We start from the raw sequence: 21,537 nt of genomic DNA on the forward strand, positions 1-21,537 counted from the left end.
ATCTTGCGGTATGGAGCAGATGTTAACCGAGGCACAATGGGCGCGGCTAGCGCCGCTGCTGCCGGGCCGGCCGGGCACGAGCGGGGGGCGAGGGCGCGACAACCGGCAGTTCGTGGAGGCCGTGCTGTGGCTGGCGCGCAACGGGGCCCGGTGGCGGGCGCTGCCGAAAGAGCGCGGCAATTGGCACACGACGTACACGCGCTTCCAGCGCTGGGCCGCCTCGGGCGTGTGGCAACGCGTGTTCGAAGCCGTACAGGACGAGGCCGCCCTGCACACGCTGCTGGTGGACTCGACCACCGTGCGGGCGCACCAGCACGCGAGCGGCGCGCGCAAAAAAACGGGCCGCAAGCCCTCGGCCGTTCGCGCGGCGGGCTGACATGCAAGCTGCACCTGGCCGCCGATGCGCGCGGCCGGCCGCGGCGCTGCCGCCTGACGGCGGGCCACAGCCACGACGCCCCGCAGGCCTTGCCCTTGCTGGAGGGCCTGGCGCCGGCTTATGTGGTGGCCGACCGCGGCTACGACTCGGACCCGCTGGTGGCCGCGCTAGCCGCCCGCGGCACGCAGGCCGTGATTCCGCCCCGGCGAAACCGCCGCCAGCCGCGGGCCTACGACGCGGCCCGCTACGCCCAGCGCCACGCCGTGGAGCGGCTCTTCAGCCGCCTCAAGCAGTTTCGCCGCGTCGCCACGCGCTACGATAAGCTCGATGCCCATTTCTTGGCCTTCATCCATCTCGCGGCAACCGTCGTCTGGTTACGTGATTGTTAACACTTCCTAGTAGCTTCAGGCTAGTATCTTTGGGTTACTACTCAACTCTAGCTTTCCACCGATGTACACCACCCTCCAGCCGGACCTCGAAAAGCAGCTTCAGGAAATTAAGGATGCGGGCCTCTACAAAAAGGAGCGCGTGATTACCTCGCCCCAGGGCGCCGAAATTGAAACCACCGAGGCCGGTGAAGTGCTGAACTTCTGCGCCAACAACTACCTGGGGTTGTCGTCGCACCCGGAGGTAGTGCGGGCCGCCAAAGAAGCCATTGATACTCACGGCTACGGTATGTCGTCGGTGCGCTTTATCTGCGGCACTCAGGATATTCATAAGCAGCTGGAGCAGAAGCTGGCCGAGTTTCTGGGCACCGAGGATACCATTCTGTACGCAGCAGCTTTTGATGCTAACGGCGGCGTGTTCGAACCCCTGTTCAACGAGCAGGATGCCATTATTTCTGACGCTCTGAACCACGCTTCCATTATTGATGGCGTGCGCCTGTGCAAGGCTCAGCGCTACCGCTACGCCCACAACGACATGCAGGACCTGGAAAAGCAGCTCCAGGACGCCGTAGCCAAAGGCACCCGCCACCGCATCATCGTGACGGATGGCTCGTTCTCTATGGACGGCACCATTGCCCAGCTCGATAAAATCTGCGACCTGGCGGATAAGTACCAGGCCCTGGTGATGATTGACGAGTGCCATAGCATGGGTTTCTTGGGCAAAACCGGCCGCGGCACCCACGAGTACCGCAACGCCATGGGCCGCGTGGATATCATTACGGGCACGCTCGGCAAGGCCCTCGGCGGGGCTATGGGTGGCTTCACTTCGGGCCGCAAGGAAATTATTGACATGCTGCGTCAGCGCAGCCGCCCCTACCTGTTCAGCAACACCCTGGCTCCGGCCATTGTGGGCGCCTCACTACGGGTACTGGAGCTGCTCACGGAAAGCACCGAGCTGCGCGACCGGCTGGAAGAAAACACCAAATACTTCCGCGCCAAGATGACGGAAGCCGGCTTCGACATCAAGCCCGGCGAGCACCCCATCGTGCCCGTGATGCTCTACGATGCCAAGCTCAGCCAGGAGTTTGCCGCCAAAATGCTCGAAAAGGGTATTTATGTGGTGGGCTTTTACTACCCCGTGGTGCCCCAGGGCCAGGCCCGCATCCGGGTGCAGCTGAGCGCCGCCCACACCCGCGAGCATCTCGACAAGGCCATCAACGCTTTCATCGAGGTAGGCCGCGAGCTGGGCACCATCAAGGAGCCCTCGGCCCAGCAGCCGGAAGCCGGCCAGGTAGTGCAAAACACGCCGTAAGCAAGGAAATATTCACAAAAAGGCCCTACAGACTACTGTCGGGCCTTTTTGTGAGCTAATAGATATCAGGCAAGGGTACCTTTGGATAGCGCAGAAAATAGAGTTGCAGTGGCGTGAGTTGGACAGTAAAGATGGATGACCTTGCCACATGTTGCCCAATTCGGGCGACCAACATGCATTCCACTGGAATAGTACCGGCGTAGAGATTGCCCCCATCCAGGTTGATAGCAAAAGAGGAGTTGGAAGCCAGCGTGTCCTGCCAGAAACCGTTGCCGCAGCTGAATCCACTGGGGTAGGTAGGAAGCACCCACTGATTATCCAACCGGAGCACTACCTCAATACCGGGCACTGTTGCATCAGCGCGTTCAACTGGTACTGCCTGGGCCGTTGGGTTGAGTAAATACACACGAATGTGCTGCTTACGGGTAGATTGGGGACAGCAATCGGGCAGCATAACCAGCGCCAAGCTATCGGGTAACGGACGTGGTGCGGCGGCCCGCAATTCAGCTGTGAGGGGAGCTTTACCTTCAAACCATGCCCGAGAAGGCTGCAACCCAAAATAAGTATTCAGCCACCGGACTTCCCCCTTTTTTGGCCGTGACCCAGACAGCCCCTGCCCGCACGAGGGTTTGCTAAGCGAAAGAGATAATGCTCCTGCTATCCAGTAATAGAGTGCACGCATAACCAAACAATCTAGATAAAATCCTTTACGCCGCTACCTCGGCCTTTGACCCGGCCGAGGGGGTAGGGCGGGGGGCAGCGTCAAACAGAAATTCATTGAGGCGGGCGCGGAGGTCGGCGGGGGCGAGGTTGCGGAACACTTCGCCCCCGCGTACTAAGGAAATCTGGCTGGTTTCCTCGCTGACTACCAGTACAATGGCGTCGGTAACTTCGGTGAGGCCGATGGCGGCGCGGTGGCGCAACCCCATAGAAGCCGGTACATCGGGGTTTTCGCTGACGGGTAGAATGCAGCGGGCGGCCTTAATGCGGCCGTTGCTGATGATAACGGCCCCATCGTGCAGAGGGCTGGTTTTGTTGAAGATGCTCATGAGCAGGCGCTTGCTCACGGTGGCGTCGATCAGGTCGCCGGAGTCGGCGAAGAACTTCAGGTCGGAGGCCATGCTGAAGGCAATGAGGGCCCCGGTCTGCTTGCCGGCCAGACTTTTGGCCGCCTCAATAAACGGCGTGACGTTCATGCGCTCCTGGGTTTGCTCGCGCCGCCACGGAAACACGCGCAGGCGGTTGCCGAAGGAGGTAGCCTTGCCCACATTTAGCAAAAACCGCCTGATTTCCTGCTGGAAAAGGATGATGCCCGCTAACACCCCCACGCTCATAAACTGCCCCAAGATGCTGGTCAGCAGCTCCATGCCCAGGGCCTTCACTACCAGATAAAACAGGTAGAGCGACATAAAGCCCAGAAATACTTTCAGGGCCACGCTCCCTGTCAGCAGCTTATAGAGCTGGTAAAACAAGGCCGTGACCAGTAGCACGTCCACGACGTCTATCCAGCCAATGCGCAGGAAGCCGATGGTGAAAGCGCCAATCACGAAGCAGGGGGTAGGGAAAAGGTGTTCGAAACGAGCTGAATAGTCTGGACTGCTTCCGCAACATCATGTACGCGCAGCAGCCGGGCCCCGTTGAGCACGGCTAGGGTATTCACGGCAATGGTGCCGGTGAGGGCGGCCTCCGGCGTCAGGCCCAGGGGCTTATACACCATGCTTTTCCGCGAGAGGCCTGCCAGAATAGGCAGGCCCAGCACCTGCAGCTCCGGCAGCCGCCGCAGCAGCTCGTGGCTTTGGGCTGGGGTTTTGGCAAACCCGAAGCCGGGGTCCAGCACCACATCCACTACCCCGTGCTGGCGCAGCAAAGCCAGCTTGTCGCGGAAGTAGCGCACCAGCTCCAGCACCATGTCGCCCTCGTAGTGGGTGTGCTGGGTCATGGTTTGGGGTGTGCCGCGCATGTGCATCAGGATGTAGGGCACGCCCAGGCGGCCGGCGGTGGGTAGCATCTCCTCATCCAGAGTGCCCCCGCTGATGTCGTTAAGGATGTCGGCGCCAGCGGCTATGGCCTCGGTAGCTACCTCAGCCCGGAAGGTGTCCACGGAGAGAAAGGCTTGCGGAAACTCCCGACGCACGGCTTCTACGGCGGGCAGCAGGCGGCGCTTTTCCTCGTCTATAGGAATATGCTCGGCACCGGGGCGGGAAGAGTAGCCGCCTAAATCCAGCACGGCGGCCCCGGCTTGCAGCATCTGCTCGGCCCGGTGCAATAGCTCGTCTTCGCTACCCATGCGGTTGCCCGCAAAGAACGAATCAGGCGTCAGGTTCAGGATGCCTATCACCTGGGGCTGGCGCAGATCCAGCACCCGCCCGCCGGGGCAGCGCAGAGTTAGCCTCGGGGAAAAGCACGTATCTTGCGGGGCCTGGAGGAGCATGGTGGGAGCGGAAAGAGGGCGTCATGCTGACGGTAGTATTCGCGCGGCCGAGGCATTGCGCGGGCTGCCGGGGCAAGGCGCTGAACACCTTCCCGCGAGCCGCTTTCTCTGTCAGCATGACAATGGGCGGATTGCAACAAAATAGGCTGAAAAACTTGGAGAATCAAACCCAGCACGAATACGACCGGGTCATTGCGCGGTGCCGCCAGCTGTTTCTGGCTAAAACTCACGACTATGGCACGGCCTGGCGCATTATGCGCCTACCCTCCGTTACCGACCAAATCTATATTAAGGCCCAGCGCATCCGCAGCATTCAGGAAAAAGGCACGCAGCTGGTTGCCGATGGGGTAGAGGAGGAGTTCGTGGCCATCATCAACTACTGCATCATTGCCCTCATGCAGCTTGGGCTGCCCGCTGAAGCTCCGCTGGAACTGGAACCGGCCGCCGTGGCCCTGGCCTACGATGAGCAGGTAGCCGAAAACCGCCGCTTGCTGTTCGCCAAAAACCACGATTATGGCGAAGCCTGGCGGCAGATGCGCATTGAAAGCATCACCGACATTATTCTGATGAAGCTGCACCGCACCAAGCAGATTGAGGACCTGGGCGGCCTGACCCGCGTATCGGAAGGCGTGGAGGCCAACTACCGCGACATGCTGAACTACGCCGTGTTTGTGCTAATTAAGATGGGGTTTGCCGATGTTGAAGGGGGTAGCAGAATAGTTGGGTAAACAGCTCCTGAGCCTACATTTGCGTATCAGCCTCAGCCGCTTGTGTTGAAACCTTGCTTGCAAAGCAACTGCATCAGCGGTAGCGCGGTTACTTCGCTACTCACTTACTCTGCTACTCCCCGTAGTTCATGAAACAACTTACCCGTATTTGCTGGCTGCTGCTGGGCGTCGTGTTTATCTTCTCGGGGCTGGTCAAGCTCAACGACCCCGTTGGGACGGCCCTGAAGCTGGAAGAATATTTCGAGGTTTTCTCGAAGGACTTCGGCTCTTTCTTTGAAATCTTTATCCCGTATTCCCGCACCCTGAGCATCTTCTTGAGTTCCTTGGAGGTAGTGCTGGGGGTTGCCGTGCTGCTGCGCTGGATGCTGCGGCAAACCCTGTGGGTGCTGCTGGCCCTGCTGGTGTTCTTCGGGTTCCTGACTTTCTACTCGGCGGCCTTCAACAAGGTAACTGACTGCGGCTGCTTCGGCGACTTTATCAAGCTCACGCCCTGGACCTCGTTTGCCAAGGACCTGTTCCTGCTGCTGCTCTGGGCCGTGGTGTTTTATAACCAGCGCTACCTGCGCCGGGTGTTTGCCAAGGGCACGCTGGGCGTGATGTACATTACGCTGGCTTCGGCCGTGGCTATTGGCATTGGGGTACGCGCCCTGGGCCACCTGCCCTACTTCGATTTCCTGCCTTACAAGGAGGGCAACGACATTGCCAAGCTGATGAAGCCCCAGGAGCAGGCCAAGTATCAGTACGTGATGGAGCGCAACGGCGAAACCAAGACCTTCACGGAGTACCCTACTGACTCGACCTGGAAGTACAAGAGCATGGAGGTGCTAAACCCCCTGACGTCTAAGCCTGTCATTACGGACTTTGCCATTTTCGATGCGGAAGGGAAAGACCATACCCAGGAGGTGCTGACGGGTAACAAGCTGCTGCTGATTGTGCAGAGCGCCACCACCGCCGACCGGGACCGGTTCAAGGACATCACGCAACTGATGGAGGCCGCAGCCAAGTCGCGCAAGCAAATCCGGCCGCTCATCGTCACGAGCAGCAGCCCGCAGGATTTCGACGCTTTCCGCCACGATGTAAACCTGCCGGGTACCTACTACTTCGCCGATGCTACCGTGCTGAAGTCTATGATTCGCTCGAACCCCGGCTTTATTGTGCTGCAGAACGGGGTAGTAAAAGGCAAGTTCCACTACCACGACATTCCCGACGCTAGCAAGCTCGAAACGCTGCTGTAAATCAGTTGCCGGTTGCCGGTTGCCAGTTTTCAGGAATTTCCTGTTAATAACCGGCAACCGGCAACCGGCAACTGGCAACTGAACAAGATGCTAGGTTTTATTCTGAGCCGTTTGTGGCAGGGCGTGCTGGTGCTGGTGGGGGTTGCCCTCACGGTGTTCTTCCTGTTTCAAGTGTTGCCCGGCGACCCGGTTGCCCTGCTGGCCGGCCAACGCTCCGACGCCGCCACCCGCGCCGCCATTGCCGCCGACCTGGGCCTCGACCAGCCCCTGCCGGGCCAACTGCTGGGCTACCTCAACGACGTGTCGCCGGTGGGCGTGCACCCGCGCGACTCGGCGGGGGTAGCGAAATACGGCGGCGTGCAGGTCCTACCCCTCGGCGCGGAGCAAAGCCTGGTGCTGAAGACGCCCTACCTGCGCCGGTCCTTTCAAAGTAACAAAGAGGTGCTCAGCATCCTGCTCGACCACTTCACCGGCACCCTGTGGCTGGCTTTGGCCGCTATGCTGCTGGCGGCGGTGTTGGGCATCGGGCTGGGGGTAGTAGCTGCCCTTAAGCCGCACTCCTGGCTCGATCGGGCGTTGGTATCTACTTCGGTACTGGGTATTTCGGTGCCTTCCTTCGTGGCGGCCATCCTGATTGCTATGACGTTTGGGTTTTACTGGAGCTCTTGGACGGGCCTCAACCTGACCGGGCAGCTCTACGAAACCGACCCCTTCTCGGGACGCCATCTGGTCCTGAAAAACCTGCTGCTGCCGGCCTTTGCCCTCGGCATCCGGCCCCTGGCCGTTATTGTGCAGCTTACCCGCTCCTCCATGCTGGATGTGATGAGCCAGGACTACATCCGCACGGCCCGCGCCAAAGGCCTTTCGGGCTACCGCACGGTGGTAGGCCACGCCCTCAAAAACGCCCTGAACCCGGTAATTACGGCCGTGTCGGGCTGGCTGGCTTCTCTGATGGCCGGGGCGTTTTTTATCGAGTACATTTTCAACTGGAAGGGCCTGGGAACCGTTACGCTACGGGCCGTCGAGAACCTCGATTTTCCGGTGGTTATGGGCGCTACCATCTTTATTGCGGCCCTGTTCGTGCTCGTCAATATTGTGGTCGATGTGCTCTACGCCGTGCTTGACCCGCGGGTAAAGCTTTCTGCTTAAAGCAGATTTTTGATTAGTATATAATAAAGCGTATTTACGCAGGTATTATCATTTTCCTATTCATTCAAACACATCCTTTTTCATGGAGCAATCTTCTACTCCACCAGTTGTTCACCCCATTCATCAGCCCCAGTACGTACAAGTGCCTATGTACGCGCAGGTAGCTCCGCCCGTTAGCACCGGAGACTGGATTGGTACTTCTTTATTGATGATGATTCCGGTGGTTAATTTTGTTTTGCTGCTGGTGTGGGCTTTCAGCAGCGGTACTAATCCCAGTAAAGCGAATTGGGCCAAAGCCAATTTGATTTTTATGCTGGTATTTAGTGTTTTAGGACTCTTCTTCTTTCTTACCGTAGGTGCGGCTCTGATGAATGTCCGATAACCTTCTACCTTTCTCACTTACCTCAACCCATCCTGGCCAGCCGGCCGGGGTGGGTCGTTTGTTTCTTATAGGCATGCCGGGGGCGGGTAAAACTACCCTGGGCCGGGGCCTGGCCACGGCCTACCAGCTGCCTTTCCTGGACCTTGATGAAGAAATTGTGCGGCGCGAGCAGCGCAGCGTGTCCGAGATATTCGCCCAGGACGGGGAGGAGTACTTCCGGCAGCGTGAGGCCGATGTGCTGCGCGAGGTAGTGGCCGCCTATCCCTCCCTGGTGCTGGCAACCGGTGGGGGCACTCCCTGCTTTCATCACAACCTGGAAGTGCTGCTTGAAACTGGCCTGACCCTGTACCTGGCCGTGCCCGTGGAGGAACTGGTGCGGCGCCTGCAGGCCGTAGCGGCTTCCCGGCCCCTGCTGGCCAGCCTGCCCGATGCGGCCGGGCTCGAACTGCGCCTGCGCGAAACCTTAGCCGCCCGTCAGCGGTTTTACGACCGCGCGCCGCTGCGCTGCACGGCCCCTACCTGTTCTCTGGAAGCCGTGCAGCAGCTGGTGGCGCGTTACAACGCGCTGGCATAAGCGCCGGCGCTGGTCCGGCATTTGCGCTGGCATACGTATTTTTGCGTCCTCATCATTCCTGCATTGGTATGAACACTACCTCCGAACCTCTGGAAACCGACGTTAAGGTAACGGCGGTTAAAACGCCCGATGCCATCAAGCCCAAGCACAAAGGCTCGGCCCGCTTGTTTGAAAACCCGGTGCTGGAGCGCCTTACGCACACGCACATTGCGGCGCCGCTTTCCATTTTCTTCGCCGTGGCGGGCGTTAGCCTCTACTACGGGCTGAGCCGGGGGCTGCTGACGGGCCTGTCGGCGTTTGGCTTGTTCCTGGGCGGGTGGCTGCTCTTCACCCTGGCCGAGTACCTGATGCACCGCTTCGTGTATCATATGGACACGGATACGCCCCGCAAGGCCAAGTTTCAGTACACCATGCACGGGGTGCACCACGAGTTCCCCAAGGATGAAACCCGCCTAGCCATGCCCCCCATCCTGACGGTGTTCGTCACGTCGCTGTTGTTTTTCATCTTCCGCTTCACCTTCGGTAACGCGGGCTTTGGTATTCTGGCGGGCTTTGTGTTCGGCTATGCATTGTATCTGTTCGTGCACTACGCCATTCACGTATATGCCCCCCCGAAGAACTTCCTGAAGTTCTGGTGGCACCACCACGCCCAGCACCATTACCGCCAGGATGAAATTGCTTTTGGGGTAAGTACCACGCTCTGGGACCACATCATTGGTACTATGCCGGAGAAAAAACGGTAAACGCTTTCTAGAAAAGCAAACATTACATTTGATAAACACAAAAGACCGGTATATTTATGCCGGTCTTTTGTGTTTATTCTAGATGTTATGTATTTCCTCCAGTATTGTAATGCTATGTGTGAGAAGGAAGCAAGTGGGGCTGGCTTATACCCGTGTATGCCTGATATGAGTACCCCGCGTCTGCCCATTCCTGCCTTCCTCATACGTTCACCCTATGCTAAAAAATTACTTGCGCAAAGGCCTGCTGGTGGCCCTGTTAACCAGCTCCGTGGCTGCCAAGGCCCAGTATTTATTTAAAAGTGCTGCCGTAAACGGGCTGGGCCCCTACATCCAGAACTTCGACGCGCTGGCCGGCACCAACGCCACATTTGTCAGCAACACCACGCTGGTGGGAGTGTACGCCCGCACCACCTTCGACAATCCTTCAATCCCCGGGGAGTACGAATCGGGGGTGCGGACGTATGGAACGGTACCACTAAGCGCCGACGACGGATCGAGAGGCGAGTCGAGGGATGTGTATGGCCAGCCCGATGGGGCGGCGTGGTACCATTTCGGGGCGCCTGGTTCCACCGACCGAGCCCTGGGCGGCATTGCGGCTACCAACACCTCCCCGGGCATCGGCTACGTGGGCATCCGGCTCAAGAACACCTCGGGGGTACCCATCAAGAACCTGGAGGTACAGTATGCCATGGAGCAGTGGTACAACTCCAGCCAGACCTTGGCCGCGCAGGTAAGCGTCGATTATCAGCGCAGCGCCGCCGCCATTACAAGCCTCAAGAACGGAACATGGACTTCGGTGCCCGAACTGGGGGTAGTGGCGCCATCTACTTCTACGGCCATTGCGGCCCGCGACGGTAACGCAGCCACCAACCGCCGGGTGCTGCGAACCACCCTCGTGGGCCTGAACCTAGCTAACAACGAGGAAATCATGATCCGGTGGTCGTACGTGTTCAACACCCAAACCAACGGCAACGGCTTGTCTATTGATGACGTGGTCATCACTCCGCAAACCAACGTGTTTTACTCCGATCTGGCCGGCGACATTGATAAAACCAACAGCTGGGGCACTACCATTGGCAGCAATGGGCAGGTAGGCGGAGCCAAGCCCAGTAACTTTTCTGCCCCCGACCAGACCTTTTACGTGCGCGGCACGGATGGCACCGCCAACCGGGTGCAGCAAGGCAACGCCTGGACCGTGAGTGGTCAGAACTCCAAGATTATCGTGGGTATTCCGGCCTCGCCGGCCATTGGCTCTACCCCGGCCATGCCCGCCGTTCCAGCTACTCTGGTCGTGGCCGATGGGAACCGAACGGTAGTAGGTACCGTGGATGTAGCCGAGGGCTCAACCCTACGTATTCTGCGCCCCGATGCTACCAACATGACCCTGGGGGCTCTGGCCACGACCAGCACAGTGGAGTACGTGGGCGACGCGACCATAGCCCATACCATCCGGCCGGCCAGCTACGGCAACCTGGTGCTTGCGGGGGAGGGTAGCAAAACCCTGGGCGGCGACATTCTGGTGAATGGTACCCTGGACCTGGGCAACACCGCCAAGCTGACCCTGGGAGCCTACAACGTAACCCTTACCCGTCCCGACCTTGCCGCCGATTACCAGGGTAGCATCCGCAATGCCGGTAGCTCGGCCTACATCGTTACCAACGGGCTGGGGGCTTTGCGCCAAACGGTACCCAATACCGGCCTGGATGTACTGTACCCTATCGGAACCGCCACCAGCTATACCCCGGCCAGTCTGAAGCAGTCGGCGGCGCAAAGCGAGGATGTGTTTGCCGTGCGTGTAGCCGATGGTACGTACACCCAGTACAATGCCAACGGCACCGGTGCCGGCACGGTGGTAGCCTACCAGAACGTAAAGAAAACCTGGCATGTGGCGGAAGAGGTAGCCGGCAACTCCGATGTAACCCTGACTCTGCAGTGGAACGCCGCCGATGCTACTCCGGATTTTGTGCCGGCCGCGGCCCATATCAACCACTATAGAGGCGGCGCCTGGGACCGGTACATCTCCGTCGCGCCCCCCACTACCGTGGCCCCGAACGTGTACGCCATCAGCCGTCCGGGCATTACCAGCTTTTCACCTTTCGGTGTTTCCTCCCGCAGCCCCGGGGTGTTGCCGGTACAGCTGACCAGCTTCACGGCCGCGCCGGTGGGCTCTGTGGTCCGCTGCGTGTGGCAAACCGCCGCTGAGCTCAACAACGCGCGGTTTGTGGTAGAGCGCAGCGCAACGGGCCAGTCGTTCCAGGCCATTGGTACCGTAGCCGGCCGTGGCACTGCCAACACCAGCCACCACTACCAGTTCACCGATGCTACCCCCCTGGCAGGGGTCAACTATTACCGGTTGCGCCAGGTAGATACCGATGGCACCGAAACCCTTTCCGACGTAGCGGTGGTAACTACTGCCGGGGCCAGCGTTGCCCACGTAACGCCCAACCCAGGCGTTAGCAAGTTCCGGGTGGTAGTGCCGGCCGGAGCCGGTTCAGAGCAAGGCGAAGTCCTCAACATCCTCGGAGCTACCGTGGCGATGGTTGGGCCTGATGGCCACTTCGAGCTGGCCGGCCAGCCAGCAGGCGTTTATCTGGTGCGCGTCCGCACTCCTCAGGGCGTACAAACGGCTCGGGTTATTAAAGAGTAAGAAACGAGAGCCTTTTACACGAAAAAGCCGCGCCCGGATATTGGACGCGGCTTTTTCGCGTGTATGGGTGTGAGCGTTGCGGTCCTTAGGAGCGGCGGAAACGATTCACGATAAACCACAGCAGCAGTACAATCAAAAACACACCGATCAGGCCGGTCCAGGCGCCCGCCTTGAAGATGGTGCCAATAGCGTCGCAGCTGCTCAGCGAAAAGGTAAGCAGCACCAGAAAAGCAAGCGTGAGGGGAAAGCGTAAGGTAGTCATGGCATAGGGAGAGAAGGTGGAACGTGAGCCACTCAATACAGCTCTTATGGCATGTACTACTCCTCCCGGAAAAAGGTTGATGCCCAAGCCCTATCCCCAGCCGCAAATCAAACATACAAAGGCTTGAATGCCCCCGTCGGGTTGAAGCAGATTTCCGGCTCCTGCTTGCCTGGCTGCCAACCGGCCAATATTCCTTAGTAGCCTAACAGCTGTAGCTGGCCCGCCTTAACTTTTTGGTGCCTACCGCTTACCCGGCTGCCCTTGCCAATAGGTACAGCCACAGTGCAGGCTAACCGGAAACGGTAGAGAATCAGAAAAAACGCTCAAAATCGTCTAGAAACAAAGAAGCCCGCCGGGTATTGACGGGCATGCCCTAGGCCGGAAAATGCTGGTCGAGCAGCTGTTGGAGTTTAGCGGCCGTCAGGGGCTTTTCTATTACGCCGTTGAAGGGCAGGCCCCGCAGCAGGTCCAGGTCCCGCTCAACGGAGGCGCTGGTGAGCAGTAGCACCACAATGCCCTGCCGCTGGGTGGAGGGCAGGTGCTGGTAGGCCTGAAGAAACTCAATGCCGTTCAGCACCGGCATGTTCAGGTCAAGTAGAATCAGCTGTGGGCACTGCGCCTTATCCGGCCCCTGGCATGCGTCGGCCAGCGTGCGTAGGGCCTGTGCCCCGTCCTCGGCCACCAACAGGTACTCGGTCAGGCCGGCGCGCTGAATCAGCATCTTATGGAGAAAATTGGCGGTCGTGTCATCATCGACCAGCAGCACACTCGATAGGCGAGGCATGGAGAGGGTAGTAGGAAAGAAGGTAGAGACGCCCGCTTCTAGGCCGGAAAGGTGAGGGTGAACGTGGTGCCTACGTTCTTCTGGCTGGCGACAGCCACGGTCCCGCCCGCATTTTCCACAATCTTTTTGACCGCATAAAGCCCCACGCCCGAGCCCTCGACGTGGGTGTGCAGGCGTTGGAAGAGTTGAAACAGGCGATGCTGCTGCTGGTCGCTCAGCCCAAGGCCGTTGTCTTGCACCGTGAGCACCAGTGAGTCGTCGGCTGGCTGGCAGCTGATGCGCACGCGGGGCGTCCGCTCGGGGTGGCGGTACTTTAGGGCGTTGCTCAACAGGTTATACACCAGGCTGCGCAGGTTCTTGGGCGAAAACACCCGCGGCTGCGTGTTCTGAACGGCTACCTCGAGCACAGCGCCGGTGGCCTGAAACTGGAAGTGCAGATCCTCTTGCACATCCTCGATGATGGCGGCCAGCGACACGGGCTCGGCGGGCTGGGCAAACTCGGCTTGCAGCCGGCTTACGTCGGTCAGGTGGGCGATGGTGCGCTTAAAGCGCTCAATGGACTCCTGCATTCGGGCCAGCACCGGTGCTACCTGCTCGTCGGCGCGCACGGCAGCGGGCAGCAACTCCGGCAAGAGCGCCAGCAGGCCCTCAATATTGCTAATCGGAGACTTCAAGTCGTGAGAGGCCGTGTAAACGAAGTTGTCCAGGTCCACGTTGGTGCGCACCAACTGGCTGTTGCTTGCGTGCAGCTCCTCGTTACTGGTCTGCAACTCCTGATTAAGGTGCTGCACCTGCTGGCGCGCCAGTACCTGGTCGGTCACATCTACGGCCACGCAGGCAATGCGGTGCACCTGCCCCTGTGCATCACGTAGGGGCTCAAATACAAAATTAAAGTAGCTTATTTGCCCCGCCTCGTGGTAGGCTAAGTGCGCACCCAGCTCCTTCACTGTTACTTGCTCGCCCTCCCAGGCCCGGCGCAGCAACTCGGGCAGGCCCTGGCTCACCAGTTCCGGCAACGCCTGCAGATAGGGCCGGCCGAGGAGTTGCGCCTGGGAATGGCCCAGAATGTGTTCCATGAGCGGGTTCACCAGCTCAAATACATAGTGGGGCCCCTGCACCACCCAAATGGCCGTGGGTGCCTGCTCAAACAGAGCTTCGACTAAGCGCTGCTGGACCTCGCGCTGCTGGCGGGCCAGCACCTGCTCCGTGACGTCGTAGGCATAGGTAACAAAGCCATCAATCTGCCCGGCCTCATTGCGGCGAGCCTGGTAGGTGAGGTCGAAGTAAATGTCCTCTACAGGGCCTTCCGCCGTGCGGGCCAGGGGCACCAGCACCTCGTTGGCTTCAAAGGGCTCCCCCGTGTCGTAAACGTGATGCAGAATAGCCATTAAGGGCTGGTCGGCTACTTCAGGCAAGGCATCCACCAGGCGCTTGCCCAGCAGCTCGCGGCCCGGAAACATGGCTTGGTAGCGCGGATTAACAAACTCATAGACCCACTCCGGCCCGTCGAAAATGCAGATGCTGGCCGGGGCCCGCATAAAGAGCTCGTGCCACTGGCGGCGCTGGCGCTCGGCGGCCGACTGCGCCGCTTCCAGCTGGCGGGTCCGCTCCTGCACCCGGGTTTCCAATTCCTGATTGAGCTGCTGCGCCTGTTGCCGCTGGGCTTCGAGCTGCTGGCGGGCCAGCACGTGCTCGGTCACGTCCACCACCATCGTTATAATCCCAATGACGTCGGCCCTTTCGTTGCGCCAGGGCTGGTAGACCGCGCGGTAATACCCGAGTTCCTTCCGCTCCGAATGAGTGCGGTCGAAGAGGACCGGTAGGTCGTTGTAAACGAACGCTTCGCCTTGCAGCACGCGCCGGAAAGCCTCGTCCAAGCCTTGTTCGCGCAGCAGCGGCAAAGCCTCAAACAAGGGCTTGTTCAGAAGCTGGGCCCGCGGCAGGCCCATAATGGCGGCTCCTTCCTCGTTGAGGAACTCCACCACAAAGTCCGGGCCCCGCATGACGTTAATGCCCATGGGGGCCTGCTGTAGAATGCTTTGCAGACTCTCCATCTGCCGCCGGGTCGCCTCTTCCAGCGCTTGGGCTTGCGCGCGCTCACGGGTTTGGCTGGCCGCCAGCTCGGCCTCGGCCTGCACCCGCTCGGTCACGTTGACGATGCTGTGCACGAGGCCGGTGACGGTGCCCTGCGCGTCGCGGATGGCGCTGTTAGTGGGGTCCCAATAGCGCCCCATGAGCTGACCGGGGGCGGCTGGGTTAGGCACGTTGTAGTGCTGCACGGCCATGTGGTGCGGCTCCCCCGTGGCCAGCACCTGCTGCAAAGAGGCCCGCAGGCGTGCCGGGCGTGCCAGGAAACACCTCGAACAGCGTGCGCCCCAGCAGCTGCGCCCGCGTCAGGCCAAAAATGTCCAGGTAAGTGTCGCTGGCGGCAGCGACGTGCAGCGTGGGCGTGAGCAAAACGCACGCAGCCGGCAGGCTGGCCACGACCTCGGGCAGACTCCAGGCGCCGGGAAGAGCGATGGGAGGCGGGCAAGAGGAATTGGTGCCCGAGTCCGGAAGTGGTGAAGCCATAGCGTACGTGTAGTAGCACGAGACGTGCAATTAGTCTCGAATATAATGCTAATGGCTGGCAACGTCAGGCATTGTAACATGGTTCGTCCTGCCACCCGGAGTAGGATTTCAAAAGTCGCGGGAAGCATCGTGGAAGGTGGCTACAACGTCCTGCTCCCAATCGTTCAGGCGACTGATCAAACGTAAGTAGTGTGGATGCTGACTAGTAGCGCGGTCAGCTGCATAGTCCCAGAGAGCGAGAGTACTTCGCCCTTTCTTCCTGCCTTTTAGGGCGGTACTCGCTCCCCGGTACGCGGAAGAAGAGTTTCTCCATGCCAGTGAGCAATAATGCTAAGGGCGCACCAACCTTGTTTATCGGCCCCGAAATGAATGGGGGTGAAAGTGGACACGAATGTTGCGTGTAGACGACAGGTCTCTTTGTCATCAGTCACTAGCGGAACGTGTACCAGTTTGCGTACCACTATAACTATAGTTTCCGGCTGATGGATCAAGGCCTAGAATAGTCTAAAAACGAAGAAGCCCGCCGGATGTCGGCGGGCTTCTTCAACTTGAGCGCTCCCTCCTGGGCTCGAACCAGGGACCCTCTGATTAACAGTCAGATGCTCTAACCGGCTGAGCTAAGGAAGCGGTTATGGCGGCGTCTTTTTCGCCGTTGCTGGTGCAATATTAGAGCAAAGTTTTCGAACGTGCAAACATGGTTTTCGAAAAAAATCAGAAAAAACAGTTAGTTCGTGATTGTCAGGGTATTGCCGGAAAGGGCAGTATTGTATTGGCGGAGCGGACGGGTGGCAGGGCCGGCTTGTGGCTGTCCCTGCAGGCTAAACTGCGACTGGCAGCACGGATCATAAAGCCGCAAAAATGGATCAATTTTAAGCCGGGCGCAGGTGTCGAGGGGTTGGTAGGGGCAGTTGCGGTCGAAGGCGAGGTAGCTGTTGGCATTCTGCCGAACGATAATCAGGCCCCGGACTCCGCCCTTGTGGTACACCGCCCCATTATCGAAGCGCAGGTTGCTGTTCTGCTGGTCGGTGAGGAAGAGGATTTCGTTGACGGCAGCCAGCGGAATCTGCGGCTGCCCATCATTGGAAGAGGAGTTGCAGCCTGCAAGTAGGGTAGCAGCTGAACCGCAAAACAGCATCAGCACGAAGAAAAGGGAAAAGCGCATAGGGTTGGGGCAGAAGCAGGGGGTAAGGAAACTGCCCTCAGGGATGGTAATGCAGCTTACCAGCTTGAGGAACCATGTCCGGAAAGCAGTCAGAAGCACAGTAGTTTCCTGGAGTTGCTATAAACGTCAACTCCCACCTGCGTGGTACGCAAATGGGAGTTGAGGTGCTATCATTGGGGTAGCAGATCTACTGGGCGCTTTCAAACTGCCGCAGGAAGCGGGCGTCGTTTTCCGTGAACAAGCGCAAATCTTTGATCTGGTATTTGAGCATGGTAATACGCTCAATCCCCATGCCCCAGGCGTAGCCGGAGTAGCGCTCGGGGTCAATGCCGGACTGCTCCAGCACGGCGGGGTCCACCATGCCGCAGCCCCCGATTTCTACCCAGCCGGTTTGTTTGCAGATGTTGCAGCCCGTGCCCTTGCAGATCAGGCAGGTAATGTCAATTTCGGCCGAGGGCTCGGTGAAGGGGAAAAAGGAGGGACGGAACCGCACCTGCATATCCTGCCCGAAAAGCTCCTGCACGAAGTAGTAGACTGTTTGCTTCAGGTCGGCGAAGCTCACGTTCTCATCCACGAACAGGGCCTCCACCTGATGAAACATCATGTGGGCGCGGGCCGAAATAGCCTCGTTGCGGTACACGCGGCCCGGCATGATGCTGCGGATGGGCGGCTTTTGGGTTTGCATCACGCGCACCTGCACCGGGCTAGTATGCGTGCGCAGTACCCACTCCTGCTCCCCGGGCGTGCGGCGCACAAAGAACGTGTCCTGCATGTCGCGAGCCGGGTGGTTCTCGGGGAAGTTCAGGGCCGTGAAGTTGTGCCAGTCGTCCTCGATTTCCGGGCCTTCCTCTACATTGAAGCCAATACGGGCCAGAATCCGCACGATTTCCTCGCGCACCAAACTCAGGGGATGGCGCGTGCCCAAGGCATTCGGGATGGTAGGCAGGGTGTAGTCGAAGGTGGGGTCGGCGGGGGCGTTGGCCGCGGCAGCTTCCAGTTCCTGCTGGCGCTGCTCGAAGCGGGCCAGAGCGGCTTGCTTCAGCTGGTTCAGCTCCTGCCCAACGGCCCGGCGGTCTTCCTGCGGAACGGTTTTCAACTGGTCGAAGAGGTCGGCCAGCTGGCCCTTACGGCCGGTATAGGCAATCCGGAACTGGTCGAGTTGTTCCGCGGTGGTAAGGTCGTAGGCGTCGATTTCGGCGCGCAGCCGCGCGATGTTATCCTGCATCATAAGGCAAAGGTAACTTGATTGGGGCTAGATGCTTAGGGATTGAAGTGGGGTGCGTACAAGTATATGAATGTCAATAATATAAGATTTGAAAAATGCGAAATTTTACCAGTGGTCATCGTTGTGGGCAGCCTACGGTCAAAACTGGTACGGTTGCTGTAAATACCGATAGCACAAGCGGCAACTAAGGCTGAACGTGGGGCGCCACCCGTTAGCCAGCTGGCTGCAGGTCCGGCCAGAGCCGGGTATGGTATTCACCTCTTTGATCTGCCTTTCCGATGAAACGCTTACTTCTCTCCGCTGCCGTAGCAGTGGCCCTCTTCGGTGCGTCCGAAGCTCAGGCTCAAACCAAAGCCAAACCCGGTAAAACGGCCATCACCAGCGTAGCTCCCGCCGCGGAACCCGAGTGGCCGGCCCTGGAAACCTGGAACGAGCCCGCTACCCCCGCGCCTACCAGCAACGGCTGGGAAACCGCCGCCGCTCCGGATGATGACCCCATGATGCGCTCCTCGGGGGTAATGGTGGCGCCCGGCATGAGCTCCTCGCCCTACCGTGGTACCAGTACCGATTACAATGGCCGGCCGGTAGCCAAGGCCAAATCGAAGCGGCCCCGCTCCGTGGACGTAGCCCAGAACGACGACCCCATGATGCGTTCTTCGGGCGTGATGCTGGCCCCGGGCATGAACACTGCTCCCTACCGGGGCACCAGCACCGACTATAATGGCCGCCCTCTGCGTAAGCCGGCCGCCACTACGGCATCGGCGCAGGCCGATGTAGCCGATGAGCCAATGGCTGCGGGCTGGTAGGACTGCAAACATTATTTGAGCAGTGCCGGAGTGCAAACAGCCCGGGCGGTATAGCCGTTGCCGGGCTGTTGCCGTATGCAGGAGGGCGCATGGTAAACCGCTGAACCCCTTACTACTCCTGTAATGAAAGCACGACTCCTACCCCTGATGCTGCTGGGAATGGCCTGCCTGCTAACCGAGGTGCCGGCCCTGGGCCAGACCAAGCCCGCTACCCGTACCAAGGCTGCCTACCATCGGACCTCCAACCCGCGCGCCCGGGCCCGCGCCGGGGCCTACGCCCGCTACGACCGCAGCGGCCGGCGCGACGAGGAAAACCTGAAGCTGGCGCCCGGCTTGCGGCTGAACATGCCCAGCCCGCCCACCACCGACTACATGGGGCGTCCTCTCAAGAAAAAACCCGCTAAAAAACCCACCGGGCCTTCCACTATTTCATCGGGTGAGCCTAAGCGGGCCGTTAGCCGGCCCTGAGGGTAGGGCAGCCCGGAATCAGTTTCACAGTTATTAGAAAGACTATGTGACGAGGACGGCGCAAAATCCAGTAATTCCGGTCCGGGAAGGAACTTCCTGAAAAACGTCACGTTAGGGCAAAAAGTGAGGCGGGGGTTTCGGGCCCGCGCGGGGTGCCGTACCTTTGCGGTAAGAATCTGCTTTTATCTTTCTTATGACTCGTCAATTCTTCCCACTGTTGCTGCTTGGCGGCGTACTGCTGGCCGCACCAGCCGTAGCCCAGAAAAAGTCGTCCGACGGCTGGGATACCTCTTCCGATGGCTGGGGAGCTCCCGCGAAAAAGGCGGCTCCGGCCAAGAAATCAACACCGACTAAGGCTGCGGTAGCAGCTCCGGCTGCTGCGCCCGCGGCTACCCCGGCCCCTACCGCTACGGCTGCTCCGGCTTCGGGTAGCGGCGACTGGGGCGGGGCTTCGGGCGGGGCTGCTGCCATGGGCCCGGCTTCTGAGCCTCAGCCGATTGGAGCTAGCCTGGCTCCTGGCTTTTCCGCGGCTCCCTCGCGGCGCGTAACCACCGACTACCGGGGCCGCCCCCTGAAGCCGTATGTGCGTCGCACCGTACGTGCTTCTGACCCCGCGCCGATGGCCCCGGCTCCGGCCCCTATTATTCCGGCTCCTGAGCCCGAGCCCGCTCCCGTAGCGGCCACTCCGGCCCCAGCGGCGCCCAAAGCCAGCGCCGCTGGCGCGGCAGCAGGCACCAAAAGCGGCGGCGCTGCTGCCACTACCAAAAAAGCAGCCGCCCCAGTGAAAAAAGCTGCTCCCAAGAAAAAAGCTGATGATGGCTGGGGCAGCGGCGGCAGCGGCTGGTAAGCCCACCGTCCCTCCCATCCGATTCGGTTTAAAACAGCACAGCCCGCCTGAAGTATCAGGCGGGCTGTGCTGTTTTAGGTTAGAAAGGCAGCTACTGAGCCACTGCTGCCAGTACTGGTTCTGAGGCGGGTGCGGCAGCCGCTTCCTGGGCGCGGTAGTACAGGGTGCTGCAGTTATCGGGGCGCAGCACTTCGCGGGCGGCGGCCTGCACCTGGGCCGGGGTAATGGCCTGCACCCGGGCGCTTTCCTGATTCACGAGGTCAGCGTTGCCGAGCAGCTTGCTGAAGGCCAGATTCATGGCCCGGTTCAGCAGCTCAATCTCGCTGAAAACGATGCTGGCCTCGGCCTGGTTTTTAACTTTTTCCAGCTCGTCGGCTTCCAGCTCCGAGGTCAGGAACTCAGCCACCACGGCTTCCACAGCCGCGTCGGCTTCTTCCAGGGTAACCCCAACGTTCAGCTTACCGCTGACCACCAGCAGGCCCGGCTCGAAGGAGCCCATTACGGAGGCCGAAACGGAGTTGAACAGGGGCGTCTCCTTCACCAGTCGTTGGTACAGCCGCGACGATTTACCCCGTCCCAGCACGTCGCCCAGCAGGTCGGCGGCGTAGTAGCCCTCGTCGGCGCGGCCGGGCATGTGGTACACTTTATACAGGGCCGAGAGGGGCACATCGGCGGTTACTTCCAGGAAACGGGCTTCGGTTTGGCGCGGCTCCTGGGGTAGGCGCCGCTCGTAGCGGGTGCCGCCCGGAATGGGCCCGAACCACTTCTCGGCCAGGCGCCGGGCCTCAGCCACGGTCACGTCGCCGGCTACTACCAGAATGGCGTTGGCGGGCGAGTAGTGCTTGGCGAAAAAGTCGCGCACCTGCTGCATGGTGGCGTTTTCGATGTGGCTGACTTCCTTGCCGATAGTAGCCCACTGGTAGGGGTGGTGCTGGTAGGCCAGGGGCCGCAGCTTCAGCCACACGTCGCCGTAGGGCTGGTTGAGGTAGTTCTGCTTGAATTCCTCTACTACCACCTTGCGCTGCACCTCCAGGCCCTGCTCCGAGAAAGCCAGGTTCAGCATGCGGTCTGACTCCAGCCAGAAGCCGGTTTCGAGGTTGGCGGCGGGTAGGGTGAGGTAGTAGTTGGTGATGTCGGGGGAGGTGAAGGCGTTGTTCTCGCCGCCCACCAGCTGCAGGGGCTCGTCGTAGCTGGGGATGTTCACGGAGCCCGAAAACATCAGGTGCTCAAACAGGTGGGCAAAACCGGTGTGGGCGGGGTCTTCGTCGCGGGAGCCTACGTTGTAGAGCACGTTGAGCACCGCCATGGGCGTGCTGTGGTCTTCGTGCACGATGCAGCGCAGGCCGTTATCGAGGGTAAATTCTTCGAAATGAATCATAGGAAAAGGCAGGGAAGTAGGCCCCAACGGGGCAGTAAGATAAACAACCAGCCGCCCAAAACAGAAGTTTC

21 protein-coding genes, 1 tRNA gene and 1 pseudogene are annotated in these 21,537 nt (G+C 60.0%); 12 read left to right on the forward strand and 11 right to left on the reverse strand.

Translation table 11 applies throughout. From position 1 onward, the window contains the following. The first annotated feature begins 19 nt into the window (after nt 1-19). Together FGZ14_RS16750 and kbl are read left to right on the forward strand one after the other, a co-directional pair. Nucleotides 20-765, forward strand: a pseudogene (locus tag FGZ14_RS16750) (IS5 family transposase). A gap of 61 nt (nt 766-826) precedes the next feature. After that, nucleotides 827-2,074 (forward strand): glycine C-acetyltransferase, encoded by a 1,248-nt coding sequence (kbl, locus tag FGZ14_RS16755; RefSeq protein WP_139925346.1) that lies wholly within the window; start codon nt 827-829, stop codon nt 2,072-2,074. Nucleotides 2,075-2,129: 55 nt separating this feature from the next. Here the strand turns inward: kbl and FGZ14_RS16760 are convergent, their stop codons facing one another. From FGZ14_RS16760 to folP, 3 genes are read right to left on the reverse strand one after another with little or no spacing between them, the layout of a single operon-like run. Next, the gene (locus tag FGZ14_RS16760; protein WP_139925347.1) at nt 2,130-2,756 is read right to left on the reverse strand and encodes a hypothetical protein; all 627 of its coding nucleotides are present in this window, start codon (nt 2,754-2,756) and stop codon (nt 2,130-2,132) included. A gap of 25 nt (nt 2,757-2,781) precedes the next feature. Further along, a complete protein-coding gene (gene cdaA, locus FGZ14_RS16765; RefSeq protein WP_110976369.1) occupies nt 2,782-3,621 on the reverse strand; it encodes a diadenylate cyclase CdaA in 840 nt (279 codons plus the stop codon). Beyond that, nucleotides 3,618-4,505, reverse strand: a complete 888-nt coding sequence (folP, locus tag FGZ14_RS16770; RefSeq protein ID WP_139925348.1) for a dihydropteroate synthase — start codon at nt 4,503-4,505, stop codon at nt 3,618-3,620. Before folP ends, cdaA begins: the two co-directional genes overlap by 4 nt. A gap of 155 nt (nt 4,506-4,660) precedes the next feature. Between folP and FGZ14_RS16775 the strand changes: the two genes are divergently transcribed. The 7 genes from FGZ14_RS16775 (at nt 4,661) to FGZ14_RS16805 (ending at nt 11,963) form a co-directional block, all read left to right on the forward strand. Further along, on the forward strand, nt 4,661-5,233 hold the full coding sequence (locus FGZ14_RS16775) for a DUF1599 domain-containing protein (RefSeq protein ID WP_139925349.1): 573 nt from the start codon (nt 4,661-4,663) through the stop codon (nt 5,231-5,233). 128 nt (nt 5,234-5,361) lie between these two features. Further along, nucleotides 5,362-6,468, forward strand: coding sequence for a BT_3928 family protein (locus FGZ14_RS16780; RefSeq protein ID WP_139925350.1), 1,107 nt, complete (start codon nt 5,362-5,364; stop codon nt 6,466-6,468). A gap of 87 nt (nt 6,469-6,555) precedes the next feature. Further along, a complete protein-coding gene (locus tag FGZ14_RS16785) occupies nt 6,556-7,617 on the forward strand; it encodes an ABC transporter permease (RefSeq protein ID WP_139925351.1) in 1,062 nt (353 codons plus the stop codon). An 82-nt stretch (nt 7,618-7,699) separates the two neighbouring features. After that, nucleotides 7,700-7,999, forward strand: coding sequence for a hypothetical protein (locus FGZ14_RS16790; protein WP_257883256.1), 300 nt, complete (start codon nt 7,700-7,702; stop codon nt 7,997-7,999). After that, on the forward strand, nt 7,989-8,573 hold the full coding sequence (locus FGZ14_RS16795; protein ID WP_139925352.1) for a shikimate kinase: 585 nt from the start codon (nt 7,989-7,991) through the stop codon (nt 8,571-8,573). Before FGZ14_RS16790 ends, FGZ14_RS16795 begins: the two co-directional genes overlap by 11 nt. Nucleotides 8,574-8,641: 68 nt before the next feature. Continuing rightward, nucleotides 8,642-9,316 carry a sterol desaturase family protein gene (locus FGZ14_RS16800; RefSeq protein WP_139925353.1) on the forward strand — a complete coding sequence of 225 codons (675 nt, stop codon included), beginning with the start codon at nt 8,642-8,644 and terminating at the stop codon, nt 9,314-9,316. A 214-nt stretch (nt 9,317-9,530) separates the two neighbouring features. Beyond that, nucleotides 9,531-11,963, forward strand: coding sequence for a T9SS type A sorting domain-containing protein (locus tag FGZ14_RS16805; RefSeq protein WP_139925354.1), 2,433 nt, complete (start codon nt 9,531-9,533; stop codon nt 11,961-11,963). A gap of 85 nt (nt 11,964-12,048) precedes the next feature. Here the strand turns inward: FGZ14_RS16805 and FGZ14_RS21810 are convergent, their stop codons facing one another. The 7 genes from FGZ14_RS21810 to pheS all read right to left on the reverse strand — a co-directional run bounded on the left by FGZ14_RS21810 (nt 12,049) and on the right by pheS (nt 17,967). Then, nucleotides 12,049-12,225: a hypothetical protein gene (locus tag FGZ14_RS21810; RefSeq protein WP_180754391.1), complete on the reverse strand. Its 177-nt coding sequence runs from the start codon at nt 12,223-12,225 to the stop codon at nt 12,049-12,051. Nucleotides 12,226-12,598: 373 nt separating this feature from the next. Continuing rightward, nucleotides 12,599-13,009, reverse strand: coding sequence for a response regulator (locus FGZ14_RS16810; protein ID WP_139925355.1), 411 nt, complete (start codon nt 13,007-13,009; stop codon nt 12,599-12,601). A 38-nt stretch (nt 13,010-13,047) separates the two neighbouring features. Next, nucleotides 13,048-15,321 (reverse strand): PAS domain-containing protein, encoded by a 2,274-nt coding sequence (locus FGZ14_RS16815; RefSeq protein WP_257883419.1) that lies wholly within the window; start codon nt 15,319-15,321, stop codon nt 13,048-13,050. Continuing rightward, nucleotides 15,266-15,580 (reverse strand): PAS domain-containing protein, encoded by a 315-nt coding sequence (locus tag FGZ14_RS22355; protein WP_139925357.1) that lies wholly within the window; start codon nt 15,578-15,580, stop codon nt 15,266-15,268. The genes FGZ14_RS16815 and FGZ14_RS22355 overlap by 56 nt, the downstream gene beginning before the upstream one ends. 553 nt (nt 15,581-16,133) lie before the next feature. After that, nucleotides 16,134-16,207: transfer RNA gene (locus FGZ14_RS16825), tRNA-Asn, on the reverse strand. 97 nt (nt 16,208-16,304) lie between these two features. After that, nucleotides 16,305-16,742: a hypothetical protein gene (locus FGZ14_RS16830; protein ID WP_139925358.1), complete on the reverse strand. Its 438-nt coding sequence runs from the start codon at nt 16,740-16,742 to the stop codon at nt 16,305-16,307. A gap of 187 nt (nt 16,743-16,929) precedes the next feature. Continuing rightward, entirely contained in the window at nt 16,930-17,967 is a 1,038-nt protein-coding gene (gene pheS / locus FGZ14_RS16835; protein ID WP_139926146.1) for a phenylalanine--tRNA ligase subunit alpha, read from the reverse strand. Nucleotides 17,968-18,245: 278 nt separating this feature from the next. On the opposite strand from pheS, the gene FGZ14_RS16840 reads away from it, so the two are divergent. The 3 genes from FGZ14_RS16840 to FGZ14_RS16850 all read left to right on the forward strand — a co-directional run bounded on the left by FGZ14_RS16840 (nt 18,246) and on the right by FGZ14_RS16850 (nt 20,088). After that, nucleotides 18,246-18,773, forward strand: coding sequence for a hypothetical protein (locus tag FGZ14_RS16840; protein WP_139925359.1), 528 nt, complete (start codon nt 18,246-18,248; stop codon nt 18,771-18,773). Between the two features lie 123 nt (nt 18,774-18,896). Further along, nucleotides 18,897-19,241: a hypothetical protein gene (locus tag FGZ14_RS16845; RefSeq protein WP_139925360.1), complete on the forward strand. Its 345-nt coding sequence runs from the start codon at nt 18,897-18,899 to the stop codon at nt 19,239-19,241. A 193-nt stretch (nt 19,242-19,434) separates the two neighbouring features. After that, a complete protein-coding gene (locus FGZ14_RS16850) occupies nt 19,435-20,088 on the forward strand; it encodes a hypothetical protein (protein WP_139925361.1) in 654 nt (217 codons plus the stop codon). 91 nt (nt 20,089-20,179) lie between these two features. On the opposite strand, the gene FGZ14_RS16855 is transcribed toward FGZ14_RS16850, so the two are convergent. Beyond that, nucleotides 20,180-21,466 (reverse strand): pitrilysin family protein, encoded by a 1,287-nt coding sequence (locus FGZ14_RS16855; protein ID WP_139925362.1) that lies wholly within the window; start codon nt 21,464-21,466, stop codon nt 20,180-20,182. Nucleotides 21,467-21,537 lie beyond the last annotated feature (71 nt).

The sequence above is a fragment of the Hymenobacter sp. DG01 genome (genome assembly GCF_006352025.1).
GTDB lineage: Bacteria > Bacteroidota > Bacteroidia > Cytophagales > Hymenobacteraceae > Hymenobacter.

Excerpts from the sequence above, each read along its gene's own strand:
- kbl (WP_139925346.1), top strand. The coding sequence starts at position 827 with ATGTACACCACCCTCCAGCCGGACCTCGAAAAGCAGCTTCAGGAAATT.
- FGZ14_RS16790 (WP_257883256.1), top strand. The coding sequence starts at position 7,700 with ATGGAGCAATCTTCTACTCCACCAGTTGTTCACCCCATTCATCAGCCC.
- FGZ14_RS16785 (WP_139925351.1), top strand. The coding sequence starts at position 6,556 with ATGCTAGGTTTTATTCTGAGCCGTTTGTGGCAGGGCGTGCTGGTGCTG.
- FGZ14_RS16810 (WP_139925355.1), bottom strand. The coding sequence starts at position 13,009 with ATGCCTCGCCTATCGAGTGTGCTGCTGGTCGATGATGACACGACCGCC.
- FGZ14_RS16800 (WP_139925353.1), top strand. The coding sequence starts at position 8,642 with ATGAACACTACCTCCGAACCTCTGGAAACCGACGTTAAGGTAACGGCG.
- FGZ14_RS16760 (WP_139925347.1), bottom strand. The coding sequence starts at position 2,756 with ATGCGTGCACTCTATTACTGGATAGCAGGAGCATTATCTCTTTCGCTT.
- FGZ14_RS16795 (WP_139925352.1), top strand. The coding sequence starts at position 7,989 with ATGTCCGATAACCTTCTACCTTTCTCACTTACCTCAACCCATCCTGGC.
- FGZ14_RS16780 (WP_139925350.1), top strand. The coding sequence starts at position 5,362 with ATGAAACAACTTACCCGTATTTGCTGGCTGCTGCTGGGCGTCGTGTTT.
- FGZ14_RS16805 (WP_139925354.1), top strand. The coding sequence starts at position 9,531 with ATGCTAAAAAATTACTTGCGCAAAGGCCTGCTGGTGGCCCTGTTAACC.
- FGZ14_RS16830 (WP_139925358.1), bottom strand. The coding sequence starts at position 16,742 with ATGCGCTTTTCCCTTTTCTTCGTGCTGATGCTGTTTTGCGGTTCAGCT.
- pheS (WP_139926146.1), bottom strand. The coding sequence starts at position 17,967 with ATGCAGGATAACATCGCGCGGCTGCGCGCCGAAATCGACGCCTACGAC.
- FGZ14_RS22355 (WP_139925357.1), bottom strand. The coding sequence starts at position 15,580 with ATGGCTTCACCACTTCCGGACTCGGGCACCAATTCCTCTTGCCCGCCT.
- FGZ14_RS16850 (WP_139925361.1), top strand. The coding sequence starts at position 19,435 with ATGACTCGTCAATTCTTCCCACTGTTGCTGCTTGGCGGCGTACTGCTG.
- FGZ14_RS16845 (WP_139925360.1), top strand. The coding sequence starts at position 18,897 with ATGAAAGCACGACTCCTACCCCTGATGCTGCTGGGAATGGCCTGCCTG.
- FGZ14_RS16855 (WP_139925362.1), bottom strand. The coding sequence starts at position 21,466 with ATGATTCATTTCGAAGAATTTACCCTCGATAACGGCCTGCGCTGCATC.
- FGZ14_RS21810 (WP_180754391.1), bottom strand. The coding sequence starts at position 12,225 with ATGACTACCTTACGCTTTCCCCTCACGCTTGCTTTTCTGGTGCTGCTT.
- FGZ14_RS16840 (WP_139925359.1), top strand. The coding sequence starts at position 18,246 with ATGAAACGCTTACTTCTCTCCGCTGCCGTAGCAGTGGCCCTCTTCGGT.
- folP (WP_139925348.1), bottom strand. The coding sequence starts at position 4,505 with ATGCTCCTCCAGGCCCCGCAAGATACGTGCTTTTCCCCGAGGCTAACT.